This is a genomic window from Micromonospora mangrovicola (genome assembly GCF_047200535.1).
In the GTDB taxonomy this organism is placed as follows: domain Bacteria; phylum Actinomycetota; class Actinomycetes; order Mycobacteriales; family Micromonosporaceae; genus Micromonospora.
On record NZ_JBJZOG010000071.1, the window covers coordinates 15,483 to 33,725 of the forward strand.

Consider the following 18,243-nt stretch of genomic DNA (forward strand, 5'->3'; position numbering starts at 1 on the left):
CCTGTCCGGTCACCAGATGTCGGCCGGTTTCGATCGGCTCCGGTCTGTGATCGGCCCACCGCCTTCGGTAAAGTACGGAGCGTTGTCGTCGGCGCTTGCCGGCGACCGGAGAGGTGCCGGGATGACTCGACCGGGCGGGCGACTGGTGCGGGTCACGCTGCGCCTCGGCCTGCTTCTCGGCGGGGTCGTCGCCGGGTGGGGCGCGCACGAGATCGCGACCGTCGGTGACGCGTACGCGGCCGACCGACCGGCCCCGGCCCACCACACCCCGCACCTTTTCACCGGTACGCACGGCCCGCACTCCGGGTCGGCGCCGACCACCGTCCGGCACCGGCACCGACCGACGGTCGACGGTCGCACCCCGGCGCCGCCGCGCCGGGCGACGCCGAACCGGCCGCCGGCACAGGCAGCAGACACTCCCCCGGCGCGGCACCGACCCGCGTATCGGCCGAGCGGGCAGCGGCGGGCGGACCGTCCCCCGGCCCCGTCCGGCCGACCCGGGCCGTCGACGACCGCCGGTGATCCCCTTCGTCCGACCACGCGCGCCGCTCGCGTCGTGCCGACACCCGGCCCGGTCGCCGACCCGGCCCCGCCGGCCGCGCTACGACCCGGCGCCGACCCGGTCGGGACGGGAGTGGTGGACCGGGTGGCCGGCGCGCCGCGCGCGGTGACCGGGCCGCTCGGCCCGATCGGGGTGCCGCCGTGGCACGGGCTTAAGCCGGTACTCGATCCGCTCGATCCGGTGCTCGATCCGCTCGAGCCGATGCTGAAACCGCCGAAGACTCCGAAAACCCCGAAACAGCCGCCCCCGGCGCAACCGGCGACCGACGTACCGTCCCCGCCCACCGCTCCGCCGCCGGCCCAGCCCGCCGTGCCCGCACCCTCCGACGATCTGGTCGGCCCGACATCCTCGATCCGACCGGTCACGGTCACGGCCGCCGACTGGGCTGCGCCGTCCGCTGCGACGCGCCTGGCGCCAGGATCGGCGTGGGGGACCGCCGCGAGGGGCGACCCGGTTCCGTCCCGGTCCACCCGGACGCACGGGCCCTGGCCGGTCAGCCCGGACGTCGCCCCCGTACCCGGCACCAACGCCCCGGGCACTTCCGGCGCCAGCTCCGCCGCCGCAGGGCACGGCGAACTGGCCGACGCCTCCGCGCCGGCCTGGACACCGCCCGCCCGGCCGGGACGCCGGTGCCCCGACGCCAGCGGCGACGCTCTCCCGTCCCGCGCGCCCCGACCGGGCACCCGTCCCGCCTGACCGACGAGCCGGTGCGTTCCGCCCCCGTGGCGGGCACCGGCTGCTCCGCGTACCTGCCTGCCTGACGGCCCCTGGTGGCCGGCGCCGGCCCCGCGGAGAAACCCGCGCCACGCCGGCGGTTCCTTCCCGACCTAGCCGATCACGACATGACCAGGAGTTCCCATGAGCGTGAGCACGCCCGTCGTCCGGGCCCGGTGGTGCGACATCGACCGGATAGTCGACCTCGTCAGCGACGCCGTCTCCCCGACCCCCCTCGGCGCCTGGCTCGTCCCGGACGAGCGACGCCGCTCCGGTGTCCTCGCGGCCGCGGCCCGCATCTGGGTCGAGCACGCGCTGCTCTTCGGCGACGCGTTCCTGCTCCCGGACGGTACGGCCGCAACGGTCTGGTTCCACCGCTACCGGCCCATCCCGCCCCCCGCCCGCTGCCCGGACCGCCTCGCGCAGGCGTGCGGGGCGGACCACGAGCGGTTCCTCGACCTCGGCCGGGCGCTCGCCGCACGGCGCCCCGTCGAGCCGCACATCCACCTGGCGATGCTGGCCGCACCGGGGCCGGCCGGGTTCCGGCGGGCCGCCGCAGTCCTCACCGGCGCGCAGCGCTGGATGGACACGCTGAGCCTGCCGACCTACGCGGAGGCCCTCACCGACGCCGACCGGGACCTGTACCGGCGGCACGGCTACACGGACCGGGACGCCTTTCCCGTGCCGAGCGGCATGCTGGCACAGCCGATGTGGCGCCTGTCGCCGTTCTGGACCGGCCGGTCCGGCGGAAACGCCCGCTGGCCCGCACGTCGGCCACTGGTCCGGGGACGCAACGGCCGGTCCGGCGCGGCGCTGAAACAGGCCTGACCGGCGACCGCGGGCACGGACCGGGACGGTCCCGAGCGGGACCGCCCCGGAGGTCGCCGGTCAGCGCAGCAGCGGATCGGCGTGGCTCACCAGTTCGAGGGCCTGCTCGGGGAACCAGGCCCCGGCGGCCGGATCGACGATGCCGCCCCGGGCCGGGTCGTGCCCGGTGCCGGTGCCCCGGTCGCACTGCCCGTCGGACTGGCCGGGCGTCTTCACCCAGAGGAACGCGTCGGCGAGCGGGTCACCGGTCGCGGTGGTGGGGCGCAGCCCCAGGCCCCGATCCGGCGGGTTGCACCAGGTCTGCGGGTCGGGCCAGGAGACGCCGGCTGGTGGCGTCCACGGTCCTCGCCCGTTGCGGCTGGTGTCGATCACGAAGTGGGCGAGCCGGTCCGCCGGCACGTCCCCGACGTTCTCCGCGTACCAGGCGTCGGTGCGACCCCAGGTGCTGAAGTCGGTGGGGTCGGCCGGGTAGTACTGGCTCGCGCACCAGTCGAAGTGACCGCGCGCCCAGTCCGGGCCGGCGGCGCCGTAGTGGAGGCACTTCGAGATCCAGTTGCCGAACTTGAGCTGCCGCTCGATGGTCTCGTAGTTGGAGACGTTGAGGAAGAAGCCGTCGGCCTTGCCGACCCCCGCCCTGACCAGCCGGTCGGCGATGTCGCCGACGCCGAGCCAGGCGCTGTGCGTGCCGTCGAGGTAGACGCTGGCCCGGGGCAGCGCGGTCAGCACGTCGACGGCGTGGTTGAGCATGGCGAACCGGTCGGCGGCGGCGGTCGCCGGATCCGCCTCGGCCGGTCTGCACCACTCCTGGTCGCCGTTGATGGTGGTGTACCAGGGGATGATGCCCAGCCCGTCCGGTTCCAGCATGACCGCCACCTCGTGGTCGCCGATGCCGGCGGCGAAGGCGTCTATCCACGCCTCGTAGTCGGCGACCGAGTCGGCTCCGCCCGCCGAGTACTGCGAGCAGTCGCGGAACGGGATGTTGTAGGCCACGAGGACCGGCACGGTTTTCCTGCCCGCGGCCCGCTTCACCTCGGCCTTGACGGACTGGGTGAGCGCGTGCCCCGAGCCGCCGGTCACCCAGACGGCCTGGGGCGTACGGATCATGGCGCCCAGCTCGGCCGCCCGGCGGTACTGTCCGGCGGCGGTCAGCTGGGCGATCTGTGCCACGGCCCCGTGGTCGGGGCGGGGAGTGTAGAAGGTGGCGCCGTCGCGGATCGCCGCGCCGGCCGGCGCCGGCGCGAGCGGCACGGCCGCGGCGAGAGCGACGGCGGCGAGACCGGTCGCGGCGCGCCGGCGGATGGGTGTCAGGGCCACGTCGATTGCTCCTGATCAGACGGGGGAACGACGCGTGGGAGCGTTCCCGCAGCTCGTCCGAGGGTGCCCGGTCCACACCCGACTGTCAATGTTTCCGGCTGATGAACACCGGCGCACGAGTGGCGACGTGAGGCGACCACACCGGGCGCGAGCCGGCCGACGCACCCCGAACCAACCACGGAGAGTGTTCAGTCGGCGACCCGGCTCCGGGGGTGCGGGGCGGCGACCGACGCCACACCTGGTGACGGCGGGCGCGGACGGTGTCGTCGCAGCTCCGCTAGCCTGCAGGCCGAGCATGGACACGATTCGGCCGAGCAGTCGGAGGGTATCGGGTGCGGGTGCTTCCTACCGGTGACAACGAGAAGGCGGACGGTTCCACGGCCCCGACCCCGGGGCGGAAGGGCCGACGCCACCGTCTGCTGATCTTTTTGGCGGTCTTCACACTGCTGGCCGGCTCCGGCCTGCTCGCGGGGGGCTACTACTTCGACAGCGTGCCCACCCCCACCGACCTCAAACTGCCCGAGTCGACCACGGTCTACTACGCCGACGGCCGCACGCCGATGGCGAAGCTCGGTGCGGAGAACCGCACCATCGTCCCGTACGACCAGATGAACGACTCGGCCAAGGAGGCGATCGTAGCGGCCGAGGACCGCACCTTCTGGACCAACAAGGGGGTGGACTTCACCGGCGTGCTCCGGGCCGCCTGGTCGAACCTGACCGGCGGCCAGCGGCAGGGCGCCTCCACCATCACCCAGCAGTACGCCCGGGTCGCCGCCGACCTGCGTGGGGTGACCTACTCCCGGAAGCTGCGCGAGGCGGTCATCGCCTGGAAGCTGGACGACAAGTACAGCAAGGACCAGATTCTCGGCTTCTACCTGAACACGGTCCCGTTCGGTCGGGGCGCGTACGGCATCGAGGCGGCCGCGCAGACGTTCTTCGGCAAGACGGTGCGCCGGGACGCACCGCCGGCCCAGCAGCTCACCAGGGCCGAGGCGATGGTGCTCTGCGCGATGGTGAAGCAGCCGGAGGCCGACCCGAACGACCCCGAGGGCTCCCCCGGTTACGACCCGGCCCGCAACGCCAGAGCCAAGCAGAACTCGATCGACCGCTGGAACTACATCCGCGACGGCATGGTGAAGCTGGGCTACCTCACGCCCGGGGAGGCGGCGAACCTGGCCTACCCGGACGACGTGAAACCGATCGACAAGAACGCCGGCCAGTCGGAGCTCGACGGGCCGGCCGGCCTGGTGGTCCGGCACGTGCTCAGCGAGCTGCGCCAGACCGAGCAGTTCCGGGGCAAGACGGACGAGGTCATCCGCGACGGCGGGTACAAGATCGTCACGACCATCGACAAGCGGGTCCAGGACGCCGCCGAGGCGGCCGCGGACATCCGCCGCGACACCGCCCCGGAGGCGGTCCGGGACCAGCCCAAGAACTGGCAGGCCGCGCTCGTGTCGGTGGAACCGGGCACCGGCCGGGTGCTGGGCTACTACGGCGGCAACAGCGGCTCCGGTGCCGACTACGCCGGCTGGTACTACGACGAGCAGGGGCAGGCGCGCGGCTTCGGCCAGCACCCGCCGGGCTCGTCCTTCAAGGTGTACGACCTGGCCGCCGCCGTGGAGAACGGCATCTCCGTGAAGCAGCACTTCGACTCGCCGGACACCAAGGAGTTCCCCGAGTCGGGACGGACCAAGGGCAGCTCGGCCGGCCCGATCCGCAACGCCGAGCACGCGCCGTGCCAGCCGAACTGCGCCCTCTGGGAAGCCACCGTCGCCTCACTGAACGTCACCTACTTCGAGCTGACCGAGAAGCTGGGCATCGCGAAGGTCATGGACATGGCCAAGCGGGCCGGGGTCAACTCGATGTGGGAGACGGTCAAGGGCAACCCGCAGCCGCAGCGGGTGGACCTGCGCGACCAGCCGACCGAGGAGGTCGCCAAGCGCTTCTCCACCGAGGTCGGCATCGGCCAGTACGGCATCAGCGTGCAGGACCACGCCAACGGGATGGCCACCTTCGCCGCGGGCGGCAAGCGCGCCGAGTCGCACTTCGTCCGGTCGGTCACCAAGGGCGAGGACAAGGTCTACACCGAGCAGCTCAAGGGGACCGACCTCGGCCTGGACAACGAGGCGATCGACCAGCTCGACTGGACGCTGCGCCGGGTGAAGGCGGCCAAGCTGAACAACGGCTGGGACTCGGCGGGCAAGACCGGCACCTGGCAGGCCGGGCAGAGCACCACGCAGAACGTGCACACCTGGATGGTCGGCTGGACCGGCGCGCTGGCCTCCGCGGTCTGGCTGGGCACCACCGACGGCAAGCCGTTGAAGACGAAGAACGGCAGCTACGAAGTGTACGGCTCGACCGGCCCCGGGCCGATCTGGCGGCAGTTCATGGAGCAGGCCACCGCCGCGATGAAGCTCGACCCGGACAAGTACCGCTTCGGCGACCCGGCGTTCCCGGACGACACCCCGACGCAGACCGCCCCGGCCTCGCCCGCGCCGGCCACCTCGGCGCCTTCGCCGACGGCACGGCCGACACCGACCGCGGAGCCGTCCAGCCCGAGCCCCAGTCCCAGCGAGCGGCCGACCCAGCCGCCGTCCGTCTCGCCCTCGGTCAGCCCGCTGCCGAGCCTGTCGCCGTCACGGACCAAGCGACCGCAGGGCTGACGCTTGCCGGCCCGCCGCCCCGGCGGTCGGCCTGCTGGCATGATCGGCTCGTGGAGCAGTCGACGGCCGACGCGGTCCGCGCGGCGTGGGCCGCGCTGGACGGCGACCCGGTGTCCGCCGAGGCGGTGGAGCTGCGCGGCCCGGCGGGCACCCTGCCCGCCCGGCTGCCCGTCACCGAGTTGGCGGTTGCCTGCGTCGCCGCCGCCGCACTGGCCGCGACGGAGCTGGCCAGGACCAGGGGCCAGCACCCGCCCGGACCGCTGACGGTGGACAGCCGGGCCGTCGCGGTGGCCTTCACCAGCGAGCGGCACCTGCGGGTGGACGGGCGGCCGTTCACCGGTTTCGCGCCGCTGTCCCGGTTCTGGCCGGCCGCCGACGGCTGGGTACGCACCCACGCCAACTACCCGCACCACCGGCGCCGGCTGCTGTCCGCGCTCGGTTTCGACCCGGCTCGGACCGACGACGACGCCCTGGTCGACGCGGTGGCGGAAGGCATCCACGGGATGCCGGCGGCCGCCGTCGAGGAGCAGGTCCAGGCCGCCGGCGGGCTCGCCGTCGCGAGCCGCACCCCGGCCGGGTGGGACGCCCACCCGCAGGCCGTGGCGGTTGCCGCCGAACCGCTGGCCCGGCTGGCCGCCGCCGGCGCGGCGGCGCCCCGTCGGCTGCCGCCCGCGCCGGACGGGCTGCCCGCCGCCGGGATACGGGTGCTCGACCTGACCCGGGTGATCGCCGGGCCGGTGGCCACCCGGTTCCTGGCGCTGCTCGGCGCGGACGTGCTCCGGGTCGACCCGCCGGGCCTGCCGGAGATCCCGGCGCAGCACCTGGACACCGGCTCGGGCAAGCGGTCGACCCTGCTCGACCTGGGCCGGCCCGCCGACCGGGCCCGCTTCGACGGGCTGCTCGCCGACGCCGACGTGCTGGTCACCGGCTACCGACCAGCGGCCCTGGACCGGTTCGGCCTCTCCCCCGCGGCGCTGCGCCACCGCCGGCCCGACCTGGTGGTGGCCCGGCTGTCCGCGTGGGGCACGGCCGGCCCGTGGGCGAACCGGCGCGGCTTCGACAGCCTGGTCCAGGCGGCCACCGGCATCGCCGAGGTCGAACGCCGAGCGGACGGCGCCCCCGGTGTGCTGCCGGCGCAGGCGCTCGACCACGGCACCGGCTATCTGCTGGCCGCGGCCGTGCTGCGGGCCCTGGCGCTGCGGGACCGGCAGGGCGGCGTCTGGTCGGCCGACTTGTCGCTGGCGCGTACCGCCCGGTGGCTGCGGCGCGACCTGGCGGTCGGCTCCACCCCGCAGGGGAGCACACCCGACCCGGCCGGCTGGTGCGACGAGCGGGACGCCCCGGCCGGCCGGCTCCGCTACGCGCTGCCGCCGGTCACGCCGCCCGGCGGGCCGCGTACCTGGGCGGCCCCGCCAGGCCCGTGGGGCGCCGACCCGCCGGCCTGGCTGCCGGCGCCCTGATGACGGGCGGACCGGTCAGGGGGCCAGCACCAGCTCACGCAACCTGCCGTCGAGGGTGTCGCGTCCACCCCGCCCGGCCAGCCCCGCAGCAGCGCCCCGCCCTTGGCCACCAGCACCACGGCCGGGGTTCCCGGACGGCGTACGACCGCCAGATCGCGCCGTCGTCGTCGGCCACGACCGGGTACCCGACCCGGTGCTCCCGCAGGTAGCGCTGCACGTCCCGCAGCTTGTCCTCGGTGGCCACCCCGACGAACACCACCTCGTCCCGGTGGGCGCGGGCCAGCTCGCTCAGCGCGTCCTGCCGCTGGGCGCAGCGGGTGCACCACGAGGTGGAGAAGACCAGCACCGACCGGACGGTCGGCCCACAGGTCGGCGAAGGCGACCCGGCTGCCGTCGGTGAGCGGGCCAGTGACGGCCGGCGCGCCGGGCGCCCCGGCCGGGGCCGGCGGCAGCGTGAGACCCGCGGGCACCGGGCCGGGCAGCGTCCCCACGCCACCGGCGACCGGCTCGGGCCGGGCCGGAACTTCCGGAAGGGGGTCGCCGCGCTGCCCGCCGGGTAGCGGAACCCGGGCCCGGTGCCGGGTACGCGGGCGCGGCGGCCCCGAACCCGGCGCCGCCCCGCGCCCGGCCACCGGACGCGGAGAGATCACCGTCACGGACCTCCGGCCCTGTCCGGCGGGACCTCCGTGACGGAATGCTTCCGGGCGGCGGATGCGGGCCGTCCGTCGACGAGGGGTGGGGTGTCATGCGCGTGGTGTCGGAATCCGGGTTGGCGACGGCGCTCGGACGGTTGCCGGGCGTGCCGAGGGTGGTGGCCAGCGGCAACCACGTGCCGCCGCGGCAGGCCCTGGCCGTGCTCGACGCCGCGCTGCCCGAGTACCGGCTCTACATGCTGAACGCCCCGCACGGCATCCCGGACCGGCCCGGGGTGCGCTACGAGACCTCGTTCGTGGGGGCCGGCATGCGCGGCCATCCGCGGCTGTCGTACCTGCCGAGCCGGCTCTCCCTGGTGCCGGTGCTGCTGCGGGACCGGCTGGCGCCCGACGTGGTGGTCCTGCACACCACCCTGCCCCGCGGCGGCACGGTCAGCCTCGGCGTCGAGGTGAACATCCTGCCGGCGGCGATCGAGGCGGCCCGGGCCCGGGGCGGGCTGATCGTCGCCCAGGCGAACCGGCAGATGCCCTGGACCCACGGGGACGCCGAGCTGCCCGTCGAGGCGGTCGACCTGGTGCTGGAGGTCGACGAGCCGCTGCCCGCCGCGCCGGTCGTCGAACCGGACCCGGTGGCCGCGACGATCGGCGCCCGGGTCGCCGCGCTGGTGCCCGACGGAGCGACCCTGCAGGCCGGCATCGGCGGCATCCCCGACGCCACCCTGGCCGCCCTGGCCGGCCGGCGTGACCTGCGGATCTGGTCGGAGATGTTCAGCGACGGGGTGCTCGCCCTGGAGAAGGCGGGCTGCCTCGACCCGGACAGTCCGGTCACCGCCTCGTTCTGCTTCGGCTCGGCCGAGTTGTACGACTGGGTCGACGGCAACGAACGGGTCCGGATGCTGCGCACGGAGCAGACCAACGACCCGGCGCTGATCGCCCGGCGCCCGGGCCTCGTGTCCATCAACGGCGCCCTCGAGGTGGACCTGTTCGCGCAGGCCAACGCGAGCCGGATCGGCACCCGGGTGCACTCCGGGTTCGGCGGGCAGACCGATTTCATCGTGGGCGCGCTGCACTCCCCCGGCGGCCAGGCGATCATCGCGCTGCGCTCCTGGCACCCGAAGGCCGACGTGTCCGGCGTGGTCCCGCTGCTGTCCGGACCGGTCACCTCGTTCCAGCACACCGCGATCGTCACCGAGCAGGGCTGCGCCGCGGTGTGGGGCCGGGACGCGGTCGAGCAGGCGCAGCAACTCGTCGACCACGCCGCCCACCCCGACGCCCGCGACGGCCTGCGTGCCGCCGGTCGCCGGATGGGCCTGCCGCTGCCCTAACCTCGCCCCGCCCTCACCCACCCCGACCGGCCGCAAGGTTGATCATGAGATTGGCGGCGCGACACGCCGCGAACAGCGTCGCCAACCTCATGATCAACGAGGCCGGGTGGCGGGGCAGCGGGACGAGGACGGGCTGGGGTTGGTGGCGGAAGGGCTGCCCGGTGGGCAGGATGGGTCGGTGAGCACAGAGGTACGGAATACGGACGGCGTCGTCGAGCAGGCGTCGCACGGTGGGGAGCCGCACCGGACCGGCGGCCTCGCCAGCCGGCTCAACTGGCTGCGCGCGGGCGTGCTCGGCGCCAACGACGGGATCGTGTCGGTGGCCGGGATCGTGGTCGGCGTGGCCGGTGCCACTCCGGCCCGCGGGCCGATCTTCACCGCCGGACTGGCCGGCCTCGTCGCCGGCGCGGTGTCGATGGCGCTCGGCGAGTACGTCTCGGTGAGCAGCCAGCGCGACAGCGAGCGGGCCCTGCTGGACAAGGAACGCGCGGAGCTGCGGGACATGCCGCAGGTCGAGCTGGCGGAGCTGGCCGCGCTCTACGAGGCGAAGGGGCTGCGACCGGAGACCGCCCGGCAGGTGGCAATCGAGCTGACCGAGCACGACGCCCTGGCCGCGCACGCCGAGGCGGAGCTGAAGGTGGACCCGGAGAACCTGGCCAGCCCCGGCCACGCCGCCTTCGCCTCGGCGGTGGCGTTCGTCACCGGCGCGCTGCTTCCGCTGCTGGCGATCCTGCTGCCCCCGCCGGCACTGCGGCTGCCGCTGACCGTTGCGGCGGTGCTGCTCGCCCTGGGCGTCGCCGGTGCGGTGAGCGCCCGGATCGGCGGCAGCAACCCCCGCCTGGCGGTCGCCCGGGTGGTGCTCGGCGGCGCCGCCGGCCTGGCGCTGACCTGGGGCATCGGTCACCTGTTCGGCACCGCGGTGAGCTGACGCGAAGGTGCCGGGCACGGGTGGGTTCCCGTGCCCGGCACCGCCCGCGGGCTACAGCTCGCGGACCCGTACGTCGCGGAACTCGATCAGGTCGTTCGTGCTGTGGTTCTGCAACCCGACGAACCCGCTGAGGAACTGGCGCAGGTCGGTCGGCGGGTCACCGGCACGGGACGACGCCTTGCCCGGCGTGTTGTCGAACTCGTTGATCACGACGCCGTTGCGGATGATCGTGTAGTGCTGGCCGACCACCCGGACCTCGTAGTCGTTCCACCGGCCCTTCGGGGTCACCCCCGCCTGGTCCAGCGTGTTCGGATCGAAGTTGTAGATCGACCCGGTCTTCTGCGGCTCACCGGTGGGCCCGTCGTAGATCTGGATCTCGTGGCCGCAGTAGATCGCCACCCAGGCCTGCGAGGAGCGGGCCGAACCGACCGTGCCGCAGCTGCCGTCCGGCCGCTCGTCCAGCGGGGTCCGCGGGTCCGGGAACCGGGTGAAGACCCCGCTGTTGGCGTACGTGCTGCCGGCGGAGACGTCCCGGAACTTCATCCGCAGCGAGAAGTCGGCGAAGTCGTCCTTGGCGTACCAGAGCATGCCGAGCCCGCCCGAGCTACGGATGGACCCCTCCGGCCGCAGGCTGAACGACCCGCCCGGGGCCTGCCGCCAGTCGGCCAGCGACGCGGCGGTGCCGTCGAACAGCGACCGGTACCCGGCGACCTTGCCGATCGGCGACTGGGCGGCGACGCTGTTCAGCTTGGCCGCCTCCTTGTTGTCCAGGTCCCCGGCGCCGCGCAGGTCGTTGACCACGTCGGCGACGTGGCTGACGAACTCGCCGTGGTTCGACCAGTTCCGCTCGTCGTCGATCAGGTCGTTGACCGTGCAGCCGCCGCCGAGCTCGTGGTTGGCCACCCCGGTGTCGGTGTCGAGCAGGCGCACCGTCTTCCGGGTGTCCGGTGCCACGCAGCCGGCGGTGACGGTGAGCTTCGTGGTGGCCTTCTCACCGTCGGCGTAGGTCACCGTCAGCGTCACCTGGTAGGTGCCGTAGTCGGCGTAGGTGTGGGTCGGGTTGGCCTCGTGCGACTTCGCGCTGCCGTCGCCGAAGTCCCACTCCCAGGCCACGCCGCCGGCCCGGGCGCCGGTGAAGGCGATGGTCCGCGGCTGGCTGGGCGTCACCGGCCGCCACCCGGCGTCGCTCGGCCGCGGCGTGGCCTCGCCCCCGGTGTACGTGATCCGGATCAGCTTCTGGTTGCCGTGCAGGCTGAAGAAGCCGCCCGCGTAGTCCAGCATGTACAGCGCCCCGTCCGGGCCGAACTTGGCGTCCATCCAGGACTGGAGCTGGTTGCCGCCGGTGCCGGAGCGGATGATCTGGCGCAGGTCCTCGGCGAAGGCCGGCGGGCCCTGCGCGGTGACCTTGGTCGGGTCGACGGTGACGGCGATCCGGTTGTTGGCGTTGGACTCGTCACCGATGAACCACTTGTTGTCCCAGTACGCCGGCCAGGCCACGCCGCTGTCCGTGTCGACCTTCTCCCGCTGGTACGTCGGCCCGTCCATGATCGCCTGGCCGCCGCCCTTCAGGTACGGCTGGGTGAAGGTCTCCTCGCCGAGGACGTACGAGGGCAGTCCGCTGCCGTCGGCCCGCTCCGGGTAGACCGGGCCACCGCCCTGCGGCGAGTACCAGATCATGTTGTTCCTGGCCGCCGGAATGTCAACCAGGCCGGTGTTGCGCGGCGAGGTGTTCTTCAGGTTGTCGCAGTCGTACCAGCCGGTCAGCACGGTCGCGTCGGTGTTGCTGCGGTCCCGGTACGGCTGCTTGTCGCCCATGCAGTACGGCCAGCCCTGGTTACCGGCGGAGGTGATGATCGTGGCGGTCTCGTACTTCGCCGGGCCCAGGTCCGGGCTGGGCGCGCCCGCGTCGGGGCCGACCCAGGCGGCGGTCAGCCAGTGGTTGACCGGGTCCCAGGCGATCCGGGCGATGTTGCGCACGCCCATCACGTAGATCTCCGGGCGGGTCTTGCCGCCGCCCTCCTCCTTGCCGGTGAACAGGTTCCCGGCGGGGATGGTGTATGTGCCGTCGGCCTCCGGGTGGATGCGCAGGATCTTGCCGTTGAGGTCGTTGGTGTTGCCGGCGGTACGCCGGGCGTCCTGGAACGAGGTGCCCTTGAAGTCCTGCGTCCAGTTGTTGCCGGAGTAGCCGTTGGAGCCGCCGGAGGAGTTGCTGTCCCCGCTGCCGATGTAGAGGTTGCCGCTCTCGTCGAACGTCATCCCGCCACCGGCGTGGCAGCAGCTGTGAATCTGGGTGTCCCAGTGCAGCAGGTCCTTGCGGGTGCCCTGGTCGATGGCCTGCGCCGCGGCGTCGTAGGTGAACCGGGAGACGGTCCGCTGCCCGATCCGCCGGTCCCGGTCGATCGACTCGTGCGGCATCCAGTAGACGTACACCCAGCCGTTCTGCGCGAACTTCGGGTCGAGCGTGATGCCGACCAGGCCCTCTTCGTTCTTGACCAGCTCACTGCCGCTGCCCCGGTTGCCCATCACGGCGAGGGTGGTGAGCAGTTTGACCTGCTTGGTCTTCGGGTCCCAGCGGTGAATGGTGCCGCAACCGAGGCCGACCTTCGGGTCGTCCCAGCTCACGATCGGCCCGCCCGGGCAGGCCGCCTTGCCGATGTAGAAGACCCCGCCGTCGGGGGCGATGGTCAGGCCGTGCGGCTCGCCGATCTGGTCGAGCTGCCCGGGCTGGTTGGTGGTGGTGAGCCGCTCGATGCGGTAGTTCGAGGCGATGGTGGCCTGGCAGTCACCGCGTACCAGGCCGGCGGCCCACCGGATCGCGCCGGCCAGGTGGTTCTGGAACCGCTCGTCGCCGGTCCAGCTCGCCTCGGTACGCCCCATGCCGGTGTAGAAGGAGCGCCCGCCGTCGTAGTCCTGGCACCAGGAGATCGGATGGAACGCTCCGTTGCCGCTCAGTCCGGCGTCGTAGGTGCCCTCCTCGACCTGGGCGACGGTGTGCACCTTGCCGGTCGGGCTCGGGTCCCAGTTGATCCACTGGTCGGACCGGGTCCAGGTCAGCGGCAGCCCCTTGTTGGCCGGGTGCTGGCGGTCGGTGACGTCGACAGTGGCCTGCTGCACGGTGTTCTCCGGCGCGGGGCCGGCGTCCGGGCCGATCAGCCACAGCTCCGCCAGCTGGACCAGCGGCTCCCCGCTGTTCGCCGTGACGTTGAGCCGGTAGTGCTGGTAGGCCGTGGTGTTGGTGAAGCTGTACTGCTTGGTCTGGAACCGCTGCGGGAAGGTCTCGTTGCTGCGGGTGTCCAGGTCGGTCCAGGTGGTGCCGTCCTGGGAACCCTGCAGGGTCCAGTTCTTCGGGTCCCGGCCGGGGAAGTCGTTGGCCGAGGTGAGCGCGTACCGGCTGACCGCGACCGGCTTGGCCAGCTGCACCGCCAGCCAGCCGGTCGGTGAGAAGGTCAGCCACTTGGTGCCGGTCGACCCGTCGATGGCCTTCGCGGCGGTCTCGTTCGGCGGGTTCTCCCCGCTGGCGGTGGCCGAGACCGCCTTCTCGGCGTTGGGCAGGCCGGCAGCCGGCCGGGTGCCGATCAGGCCGGTGAACCAGGACGACTCCGGTTGGGCGCGCGCGGCGTCGTGCACGCCGACGAACCCGCCGCCGCCCTTGACGTACGCCTGGAAGGCCGCCTCCTCGGCGTCGTTGAGGGTGACCCCGTTGGCGGAGAGGAACACCACGGACCGGTAGCGGGCCAGGTTGCCGACGTTGAACACGCCCGGGTCGGCGGAGTCGTCGACGGTGAAACCGTTCCGCTCACCCAGGTCACGGATGCTCGCGGTGGCCCGGGCCACCGGGTCGTCCTGCTTGTCGACCGGGCCGTGGAAGACCAGTACCTTCGCCGCCGCGGCGGCCTCGGCGGCGGCCGCCGGAGTCGGGGCGAGCGTCTGACCCGGCAGAGCCAGCAGGCCGAGTGCCAGGGCAGCGCCGGTGGCCAGCGCGCCGGCACGACGGCGGCGGCCGGGGCGACGCGGAGCGGTCGACGGGGGCGGTGTGGGTGTGGTGGGGCCCGTCGGGTCGGTGCCGAGGCGACCGACCCAGCGGGAGAACCGGAAATGGCGTCCGTGGGCCATCTCGACTCCTCCTGGTTGAAGGTTTCCGGGTTCGTCGATCGGCCGGTGAGAGTGAGGCGCTCACCGGGCGAGGGCGTACGGGTCCACCGGCGCCACCCGTACGCGGGCGGCCGGTGCGTGGTGCGGGCGGTGGTGGTGGCCCGGTGGCTGCCGGTCCTCGACGCTGAGGACGGCAGCTCCGGATCCGTCAGTTGTGCTGGTGGTCGCCGCCGTCGATGGCGGGTGCGGCGGCCGCCGGGGCGGCGTCGTGCTCGTGGTCCATGCCGGGCGGCATGTTCCCGTCCCGGTCCAGGACGTGCAGCATCGTCGACATGCCGGCGTCGGAGTGGAACTGCATGTGGCAGTGCAGCATCCAGTGCCCCGGCCCGACCGAGTCGCCGGCGACCAGCTGCATCCCGAACGAGTCGCCCGGGCCGAGCGCCTTGTTGTCGATGATCGGTACGGAGTCGGCGAAGGGCTGCCCGTTGCTCACCGTCCCGGTCCGGGTGTCCGCCCAGGAGTGCCCGTGCAGGTGGAAGGTGTGCATGTCGTTGCCGACACCGATCACCACGAACTCCACCCGCTCCCCCTGGCGGGCGATCAGGCAGGTCGGCCCGGGCTGCGGGTCCACCTCGTCGCACGTGTCGGTGGCCGCACCGCGGCGCAGGTTGATGCTCTGCCGGTCGCCGAAGACGACCGCGTAGGTCCGGTCCGGCTTCGGGTCGCCGGGCCGGCGGACCACCAGGCCGCCGAAGAGGCCAGCGGCGAGTCCCTGGGTGCCGTGCGGGCCGCCCACCACGTGGTCGTGGTACCACCAGTACCCGGCGGTGCCCAACGCCCCGGTCTTGGGGTTCCGCGGCTGGGCGTACCAGGTGTAGGTGCGGGACCCGCCCGACGGGACGTACGACCCGCTCTGCACGGTGCCGTCGGAGTCCTGGGTGTACTTCACGCCGTGCACGTGCAGGGAGACCCCCAGCGGGTGGTCCGGGTTGGTGCGCAGGGCCGCCAGGGTCGCCTCGGGCACCAGGTTGTGCAGGGTGATGGCGAGGCACTCCCCCTCCACCATCTCCATCAGCGGGCCCGGGTAGGACGCCGTCTGCGGGGTGAGGCCGTAGCCGAGCCGGACCTGGGTGCCGTCCTTGGGCAGCTCCACCGCGTACAGCTGGATGGTGCGGTCCGGCTTGGCGCAGCCGTCCGGACGCTCGGCGAACATCCCGGTTCGGGCGGCGGCCAGCCCGCCGGCACCGACCAGGGTGAGCAGCACGACCGCGGCGACCACCAGGAAGCGCCGCCCACCGGCACGGGAACGCTCGGGGCGGGGCTGCTCCGCCGCCGGTTCGTCCTCGACCAGCCGCCAGGCGCTCATCGGGCACCCCGCAACTCGATCATGCGCTGGTAGCTGCGCTCGGCCGCGCCCAGCGAGCCGGGCGGATTCGGCTGGGCGCCCGGCGCCGAGTCCTGCTCCCACAGGAACTCGAAGCGGCCCCGGCCCTTGAGCTCGCCGAAGAACTCGGCGAACGGGATCACGCCGGCGCCGAACTCCACGTCGGCGTAGGAGTTGCCCTGCTGCGGGTCGGGCAGCGGCACGCCGTCCTTGACGTGGAACAGCGGGTAGCGGTGGGGGTGGGCGTTGACGTAGTCGACCGGCCGGAAACCCGGGTACTTCCGCGCCCCGCCGTACGCCCACAGGATGTCCATCTCCAGGAACACGTACCGCGGGTCGGTGAGCTCCAGGAACAGGTCGTACAGCCGCACGTCCGGACGGTCCGTGGCGAAGGCGAACTCGATGGTGTGGTTGTGCTGGTAGAGCTTCAGCCCCCGGGCGGCGGCGGCCGCTCCCCAGGCGTTGAAGTCGGCCGCGGCCGCCTGGTAGCCGGCGATGGTCCGGGCGCCGGTGGGGGCCTGGGCGGTGCCGACGGCCGGCATGCCGAGGGTCTCGGCGACGTCCAGTTCCCACTCCAGGTTGGTGCGGAAGTCGTTCAGCCCTCGGTGGCTGCCCGCCGCCTTCAGCCCGTTGTCGTCGAGCAGTCGGCGGATCTGCTCCGGGGTGATGGCGCCGACCGACCCCTGGGTGTAGCCGGCGAACTCCACCTCCCGGTAGCCGATCCGGGACAACTCCTCGAAGACCGCGGCGAAGCCGACCTGGGCGATCTTGTCCCGGACGCTGTAGAGCTGGATGCCCACCTGCCCCTGCGGGATGAGCTTGCCGTTGGCGCACTCGGCGGCCCTGGCCGGCAGTGCCCCGGCCAGGCCGGCCGCGCTGACCGCGACCGTGGAGCCGGCCAGCCCGCGCAGCAGGGTCCGGCGGTCGATCCTGTTCCTTGCCATGGTGTCTGTCCCTTTCGCTCGCTCAGCAGCAGGTGTCGCCGGTGCCGCCCGTGCAGCAGGCGGTCAGCGGGGCGACCCGCACGTTCCGGAAGCTGATGACGTCACCGGTGCCGTGGTTCTGCAGGCCGACGTATCCGCTGGTGCTCTGCCGCCCGGCGCCGCCCGGGTCGTCCGCGCGGGGCGGGTCGAAGGCGGCGTCCGGGGCGTTGACGTACTCGTTGATCAGCACCCCGTTGCGGAAGACGGAGTAGTGCTGGCCGACCACGCGGATCTCGTAGTCGTTCCAGGTGCCCTTCGGGGCGACCGCGGCGCCGGCCAGGTCGACCCGGTCGAAGCCGTAAACCGAGCCGCTCTTGTACTGGTCGCCGTCGGTCCGGTCGAGGATCTGCAGCTCGTGGCCGTACTTGATGGCGACCCATTCGGGACGGGACTCGGCCGGGTGGTTGCGCACGTCGGGGAAGCGGACGAAGACGCCGCTGTTGGCCCGGCCGTCACCGGCGGCGTCGTCGCGCCACTGCAACTTCATGGAGAAGTCGCCGTACGCGGAGACCGGGTACCAGAGCATGCCGAGTCCCGGCAACGCCCTGCTGGTGACCGACCCGTCGGCGTTGCGGGTGAAGCCGCCCGCGCCGACGTGCTGCCAGCGGCCGAAGGACGCCGCGGTGGAGTCCAGGATCGGCTGGTAGCCGTCCTTGCCCACCGGTTTCCCGACGCCGGAGCGACCGGCCGCGCTGACCAGCTTGCCGTGCTCGGGGTGGGTGATGACGCCCAGGTGGTGCAGGTGCTCGGCGACGGCGGTGACGTACGAGACGAACGCGCCGTGGTTGGCCCAGCTCTTCTCGTCCTCGATGACGTTGTTGATCGTGCAGTCGCCGTCGACCACCCGGTTCGGTACGCCGCTGTCGACAGTGCCGAGCCAGACGGTCGGCCGGGTGTCCTGCACGCAGTCGGGCTGCGGTCCGCTGGCCGCCACGGTGAAGGTGACCGAGGCGGTGCCCGAGGTGTTGCCGGCCCGGTCGGTGGCCCGGTAGCTGAGGGTGTGCTGGCCCGGCCGGTCGACGGTGACCGGGGCGGTGTAGTGGGCGTAGGGCTGCGCGTCGAGGGAGTACTCGACCCGGTCCACCCCCGAACCGCTGTCCGCGGCGGTCAGGGTGACCGTCGCGCTGCCCACGTACGCGCCGTCGTCGTCGAGTTGCCCGGTCAGGGCGGCGGTGACGGTCGGCGGGGTGGTGTCCGGCGCGGGCGGGTCGACCACGGTGAACGACACCTGCTGGGCTGACGAGGTGTTCCCGGCCTGGTCGGTGGCCCGGTAACTGAGGGTGTGCTGGCCGACCTGGTTGACGGTGACCGGCGCGGTGTACGTGGCGTAGGGCTGT

At 73.3% G+C, this 18,243-nt stretch carries 13 protein-coding genes; 7 read left to right on the top strand and 6 right to left on the bottom strand.

What is annotated here, in order from left to right; translation table 11 throughout:
* The first annotated feature begins 121 nt into the window (after window positions 1–121).
* Together ACL02O_RS24060 and ACL02O_RS24065 are read left to right on the top strand one after the other, a co-directional pair.
* Window positions 122–1,258, top strand: a complete 1,137-nt coding sequence (locus ACL02O_RS24060) for a hypothetical protein (protein WP_412820409.1) — start codon at window positions 122–124, stop codon at window positions 1,256–1,258.
* A 162-nt stretch (window positions 1,259–1,420) separates the two neighbouring features.
* Window positions 1,421–2,104: a hypothetical protein gene (locus tag ACL02O_RS24065; protein WP_412820410.1), complete on the top strand. Its 684-nt coding sequence runs from the start codon at window positions 1,421–1,423 to the stop codon at window positions 2,102–2,104.
* Between the two features lie 60 nt (window positions 2,105–2,164).
* Here the strand turns inward: ACL02O_RS24065 and ACL02O_RS24070 are convergent, their stop codons facing one another.
* Window positions 2,165–3,418 (bottom strand): glycoside hydrolase family 6 protein, encoded by a 1,254-nt coding sequence (locus ACL02O_RS24070; RefSeq protein WP_412820411.1) that lies wholly within the window; start codon window positions 3,416–3,418, stop codon window positions 2,165–2,167.
* 428 nt (window positions 3,419–3,846) lie between these two features.
* Between ACL02O_RS24070 and ACL02O_RS24075 the strand changes: the two genes are divergently transcribed.
* Both ACL02O_RS24075 and ACL02O_RS24080 read left to right on the top strand, forming a co-directional pair.
* A complete protein-coding gene (locus ACL02O_RS24075; protein ID WP_412820412.1) occupies window positions 3,847–6,081 on the top strand; it encodes a transglycosylase domain-containing protein in 2,235 nt (744 codons plus the stop codon).
* 50 nt (window positions 6,082–6,131) lie between these two features.
* Window positions 6,132–7,541 (top strand): CoA transferase, encoded by a 1,410-nt coding sequence (locus tag ACL02O_RS24080; RefSeq protein ID WP_412820413.1) that lies wholly within the window; start codon window positions 6,132–6,134, stop codon window positions 7,539–7,541.
* A 34-nt stretch (window positions 7,542–7,575) separates the two neighbouring features.
* On the opposite strand, the gene ACL02O_RS24085 is transcribed toward ACL02O_RS24080, so the two are convergent.
* Complete coding sequence (locus ACL02O_RS24085) at window positions 7,576–7,887, bottom strand: TlpA family protein disulfide reductase (protein WP_412820414.1); 312 nt, start codon at window positions 7,885–7,887, stop codon at window positions 7,576–7,578.
* Here ACL02O_RS24085 and ACL02O_RS24090 point away from each other — a divergent pair.
* The 3 genes from ACL02O_RS24090 (at window position 7,871) to ACL02O_RS24100 (ending at window position 10,447) form a co-directional block, all read left to right on the top strand.
* A complete protein-coding gene (locus tag ACL02O_RS24090; protein WP_412820415.1) occupies window positions 7,871–8,101 on the top strand; it encodes a hypothetical protein in 231 nt (76 codons plus the stop codon). The genes ACL02O_RS24085 and ACL02O_RS24090 overlap by 17 nt on opposite strands.
* A gap of 185 nt (window positions 8,102–8,286) precedes the next feature.
* Window positions 8,287–9,519: an acetyl-CoA hydrolase/transferase family protein gene (locus ACL02O_RS24095; RefSeq protein WP_412820416.1), complete on the top strand. Its 1,233-nt coding sequence runs from the start codon at window positions 8,287–8,289 to the stop codon at window positions 9,517–9,519.
* A 106-nt stretch (window positions 9,520–9,625) separates the two neighbouring features.
* Window positions 9,626–10,447 (top strand): VIT1/CCC1 transporter family protein, encoded by an 822-nt coding sequence (locus tag ACL02O_RS24100; RefSeq protein WP_412820417.1) that lies wholly within the window; start codon window positions 9,626–9,628, stop codon window positions 10,445–10,447.
* A 51-nt stretch (window positions 10,448–10,498) separates the two neighbouring features.
* On the opposite strand, the gene ACL02O_RS24105 is transcribed toward ACL02O_RS24100, so the two are convergent.
* The 4 genes from ACL02O_RS24105 to ACL02O_RS24120 form a co-directional block, all read right to left on the bottom strand.
* Window positions 10,499–14,560: a ThuA domain-containing protein gene (locus ACL02O_RS24105; protein WP_412820418.1), complete on the bottom strand. Its 4,062-nt coding sequence runs from the start codon at window positions 14,558–14,560 to the stop codon at window positions 10,499–10,501.
* 187 nt (window positions 14,561–14,747) lie between these two features.
* On the bottom strand, window positions 14,748–15,905 hold the full coding sequence (locus tag ACL02O_RS24110) for a multicopper oxidase domain-containing protein (RefSeq protein WP_412820419.1): 1,158 nt from the start codon (window positions 15,903–15,905) through the stop codon (window positions 14,748–14,750).
* Complete coding sequence (locus tag ACL02O_RS24115; protein WP_412820420.1) at window positions 15,902–16,867, bottom strand: sugar phosphate isomerase/epimerase family protein; 966 nt, start codon at window positions 16,865–16,867, stop codon at window positions 15,902–15,904. Before ACL02O_RS24115 ends, ACL02O_RS24110 begins: the two co-directional genes overlap by 4 nt.
* Window positions 16,868–16,889: 22 nt before the next feature.
* Window positions 16,890–18,243, bottom strand: a 1,354-nt coding sequence (locus ACL02O_RS24120) for an OmpL47-type beta-barrel domain-containing protein (protein ID WP_412820421.1), incomplete at its 5' end; no start/stop codon positions are given.